Origin of the sequence: Brytella acorum (assembly GCF_029309905.1) — a bacterium.
GTDB classification, from domain to species: Bacteria; Pseudomonadota; Alphaproteobacteria; order Acetobacterales; family Acetobacteraceae; genus Brytella; species Brytella acorum.
The window spans coordinates 1-4,055 of record NZ_JARBJP010000030.1 but is presented as its reverse complement, the minus strand read 5'-3'; the positions used below and the strand labels follow the sequence as shown (position 1 = coordinate 4,055).

Sequence of the window (4,055 nt, the reverse complement as noted above, 5' to 3'; positions counted from 1 at the left end):
GCTCTTCCGTAAAACGACTGCGCTTCATCCGTCCGTATCCTTCTCGATCGGACTCTACTTTTAAATGGTTACATTTCCGGGGGGCACGTCAGGCCGTATAACTATTTCGGGTAATCTTCCGTCAAATGCAGAATCGACTGGCTGCGAAAAAAGTCAGGAGAACTAATTATCAAACGGAGAAAGTGCTTCAATAATTCGGCATCCTGAAATATTACCTCCCCCGCATGATTCTATCATCGTAGAAAGTTCATGGCGCAATGCGATGAGATCCGCAATTTTGCGCTCAATTTCTGCCATATGGTCACGAGCAATTCTATCAACTGTCTTACAATCCTGGGTTCCCTGATCCGTTAGGGATAATAGAGCTCTTACCTGGTCTAATGAAAAACCCAGATCCCGAGATCGACGAATAAAAGACAGTCTCGCGAGTGCCTCATCATCATAAGTGCGATAATTGCCATCGGTCCGCTGTGGCGGAGCCAGAAGACCGATCCGTTCGTAATAGCGGATCGTCTCGACTTTGGTATTCGTCGCCTTCCCCAAGGCACCAATCGATCGCATTCCCTGCCTCTTGACCCTGTAGTTGCTACAGGGAGCATACATTAAAACAGATGATTCGTCAGGGAGGCGCTGGATGGCAGGAGGATGCTGTGGTGGATGCACAGATACGCCGCTACCAATCAATAAATCATGGCGGAGAGCGCTCCTGATCGCGCTTTTTCTCAATGCCAGCATGTTTGCCGTTGAAGCAGGGGCTGGCGTGTCGGTTGGATCTGCATCCTTACAGGCGGACGCGATTGATTTCCTTGGCGACAGCGCCAACTACGCAATAAGCCTCAGTGTTGCCGGAATGGCATTGCGATGGCGAGCTGGCGCGGCCTTTCTGAAAGGCCTGACCCTGTTCGTGGCTGGGATATGGGTAATGGCCAATGCTGGGTGGATGGTAATGAACAGCAACCATCCGCCTCACCCAGACGCAATGGGCGGCATTGGTCTGCTTGCCCTCGCGGTCAATCTGGCCTGTGCCCTCATATTATGGACACACCGGAAAGGTGATGCCAACCGCCGTTCCGTATGGATCTGCTCTCGTAATGATGCGATCGGAAATGTTGCCGTTGTGCTGGCAGCTCTGGGCGTGTTTGGCACTCGTTCTGCGTGGCCGGATATTGCGGTAGCTGCCATCCTTGCGATGCTTGGTATTAGTGGAGGTGTGCAGATTATGCGACAATCGAGAGTAGAACTAACAGATAACAAATCAGATATATCACGACATATCAATGTATAAATCATATAATACTCTAGAATATATTAAGCAGGCAAGGAGACGCACACGCTATAATGCGGCATTCATTCTCCTGATTTTTCCCCTGCTCTGTGGCTGCACAAATAGTGGTCACTCACATATTTCGCCGGAATCAGATGTCCAGAAATTTTCCAGCCGTCAATTTACGGATGCCGGATTGCAAGAATTCATTACAAAAGTTCTCGGACCAAACGTATCGAGTCAGGAAAACGCATGGGGCATCACTCGCCTGACGCTTGCTACCTTGTATTTTCATCCCGATATCCTTGTAGCTAAAGCTGAACTGGAAACGGCTCGCGCTGGAATCAAGACAGCCGGTCAACTGCCCAATCCCAGTTTCACGGTGCTGGGTGGCCCATCGGCTCATTACGTCGGCTACGGCGCGTCAATACTGATCGAATTTTTCGGCAGGCGTTATCACCGTATCAAAGAAGCCAGATATCGGGCTGCCGTCGCGCAATGGGAAGTCATCAATACTGCATGGAAACTACGCAGCGACACGCGGTCTGCTCTTCTCGGCGTCTGGGCTGTATCCGGGCGCCTCAAGCTTGTGGAAGAGACTGCGGCAGCTAAACGCGAACTCTTTACCCTGGAACAGGCACGTTTTGATCAGGGGCGAGCATCCGCTCTCGAAATATCGCAGGTACGGACGGAAATGATCCATGCCGAGTTGTCTGTCAGTGATCTGCGGCGCGAGTATGCCGTCCGTAAGGCAGCTCTGGCAGGAGCAATCGGGGTTCCTGCCGAAGCACTTGATTCCATTGCTCTTGATACAAAAGCATTTGATGTCTGTCCCGACCTCATGGAATACCGCGATTCACAGGACATGAGATACCAAGCCGTAATGCAACGCGCGGATCTGCGGGAACTTCTTGCGTCTTATGACGCCGCCCGACAGGCTCTACGGGTCGAAGTTTCCCGACGCTATCCCGATGTCACCATCAGTCCCGCCTATAACTGGGATTTTTCAAATCGCTTTGAGGTAAATCCCTCTCTGCAAATTCCGATTTTCAATCAGAACGAAGGCCCCATAGCTGAAGCTGTTGGGCAGGAGCATGAGGCGGCGGCTCGTCTCCGGCGTGCAGAGAACACGGTGTTTAAGTCCATCTCGCAGGCTACGGCCAATTACCGCGGCACGACATCAATTCTGCTACAGGCGGATGAACTTGCCAAAACCGTACGGGTAAGGCTGAACCAGATGCAGCACCGCCTTCAGTCAGGCGCAATCGACCGACCAACGATGGTTATGACTCATATAGAGCAGATTCAAGCAGAGACCGCTCTTCTTGAAGCAGAAATTCAGCAACGGCAAGCCATAGGTCAGATCGAAGATGGCATGCAGCAGCCCATTTTTGATCACACCAGTGCCGCGCAGGTTTCCGGCCTGCTTGAAAATAACCAAAGGAACTCACCATGAAAGCGAGGGCCTTCTGGCTGCCTCTTGTAGGTCTTTCTGTCTTCCTAGTTCTAAACGTGGCGGACATTGCTATTGCAGATGATGATGATCCACCAGTTTCGGTTCTTGGCGCAGAGGCGACCGTGACGGTCTCCCCGGAAGCAGTTACGAAGAGTGGCATCGCTTCTGCACGACCCAGCATCGTGCCTTGGAGAAAGTTGGTTCCCGCCTATGGTTACGTTCTGAACGCAACACAACTTATCACTCTTGTTAGTGATTATGCTGACATGAAAGCGCGGCTGGAGAGCATGCAGGCACAGCAGACGCTTGCCCGTGCGAAACTCGATCGTGACAAAGGACTGTATCGCGACCGGCAGAATATCTCTCAGGAACAATTCCAGGAGACAACAGCCAGATTTCAGTCCAACTCAGCTATGGTAAAAGCAGAACAGGTCCGGGTGAATAACGCACTTAATATTATCAGACAGCAATTTGGTTCGGTCATATCTGACGCTACCGAAAAAAATACAATTTTCATTACACAGTTACTTCAACAACAAGTGGTCTTGGTCAAGGTGACCCTTCCACCAGATACGGATCTACCAACCCCACCAAGTCAGGCGGATGTGACCGATTATGGAAACACGGGTGGACACGGGACAATGCTCCACTATTTGTCTCCTGTAACCATGACCGATCCTGCTATTCAGGGGCGTAGCTTTTTCTATTTTGCGTCGGCTGAAAGTCAGCTTGTCGCGGGCATGAATGTTTCCGTTCTCCTGCCTACCGAAGAGGAACGTCCCGGTATCCGGATACCTGCATCAGCTATTATCTGGCTGCAAGGTAAGTCGTGGATATACCGTGATAACGGACACGGAAAATTTACACGCCTACCCCTTACGACCGACGTGCCGGACCGAGAAGGTGGCTACCTGATCCAAGATACTCCAGGACAAATCACACACGAAACGCAAATCGTCGTAGAGGGTACGCAATTACTTCTGTCTGAAGAATTCCGAGCTCAGCTTGAAACAGGAGACGATGACGACTGATGACGGGACGTTCTTTCAGCCTTCAGGCAGCTGTTATCGGGTTTTCGATCCGCTTCCGGGGCGTGGTTATCGCAACCGCATGTCTGTTGTTCTTCTATGGCCTGTATGGCTTGAGACATGCCAGCTATGATGTGTTTCCGGAATTCATTCCGCCACGGGTCACGATCCAGACCGAAGCCGCTGGTTTTACGCCGGAACAGGTCGAAACATTGGTTATACTAAATTGTTTTGGATGTGACTCATGGGGGTGCCCATAGGCGTTAAATTGTGATTCACAGGATACCATCGTTGAAGGAAGGTATCT

Annotated in this window: 4 protein-coding genes and 1 pseudogene; 4 read left to right on the top strand and 1 reads right to left on the bottom strand. The window is 51.0% G+C overall.

Translation table 11 applies throughout. From position 1 onward, the window contains the following. Nucleotides 1-162: 162 nt before the first annotated feature. Nucleotides 163-561 carry a MerR family transcriptional regulator gene (locus PWM43_RS15265; RefSeq protein WP_070325597.1) on the bottom strand — a complete coding sequence of 133 codons (399 nt, stop codon included), beginning with the start codon at nt 559-561 and terminating at the stop codon, nt 163-165. Between the two features lie 73 nt (nt 562-634). Between PWM43_RS15265 and PWM43_RS15260 the strand changes: the two genes are divergently transcribed. The 4 genes and pseudogenes from PWM43_RS15260 to PWM43_RS15245 all read left to right on the top strand — a co-directional run. Continuing rightward, nucleotides 635-1,285, top strand: a complete 651-nt coding sequence (locus tag PWM43_RS15260; RefSeq protein WP_007284432.1) for a cation transporter — start codon at nt 635-637, stop codon at nt 1,283-1,285. Beyond that, nucleotides 1,278-2,720: a TolC family protein gene (locus tag PWM43_RS15255; protein ID WP_197460325.1), complete on the top strand. Its 1,443-nt coding sequence runs from the start codon at nt 1,278-1,280 to the stop codon at nt 2,718-2,720. The genes PWM43_RS15260 and PWM43_RS15255 overlap by 8 nt, the downstream gene beginning before the upstream one ends. Further along, on the top strand, nt 2,717-3,751 hold the full coding sequence (locus PWM43_RS15250; protein ID WP_062105904.1) for an efflux RND transporter periplasmic adaptor subunit: 1,035 nt from the start codon (nt 2,717-2,719) through the stop codon (nt 3,749-3,751). Before PWM43_RS15255 ends, PWM43_RS15250 begins: the two co-directional genes overlap by 4 nt. Next, nucleotides 3,751-3,966: pseudogene (locus tag PWM43_RS15245) on the top strand (efflux RND transporter permease subunit); the annotation flags it as partial. The gene PWM43_RS15250 and the pseudogene PWM43_RS15245, both read left to right, overlap by 1 nt. Nucleotides 3,967-4,055: the final 89 nt, after the last annotated feature.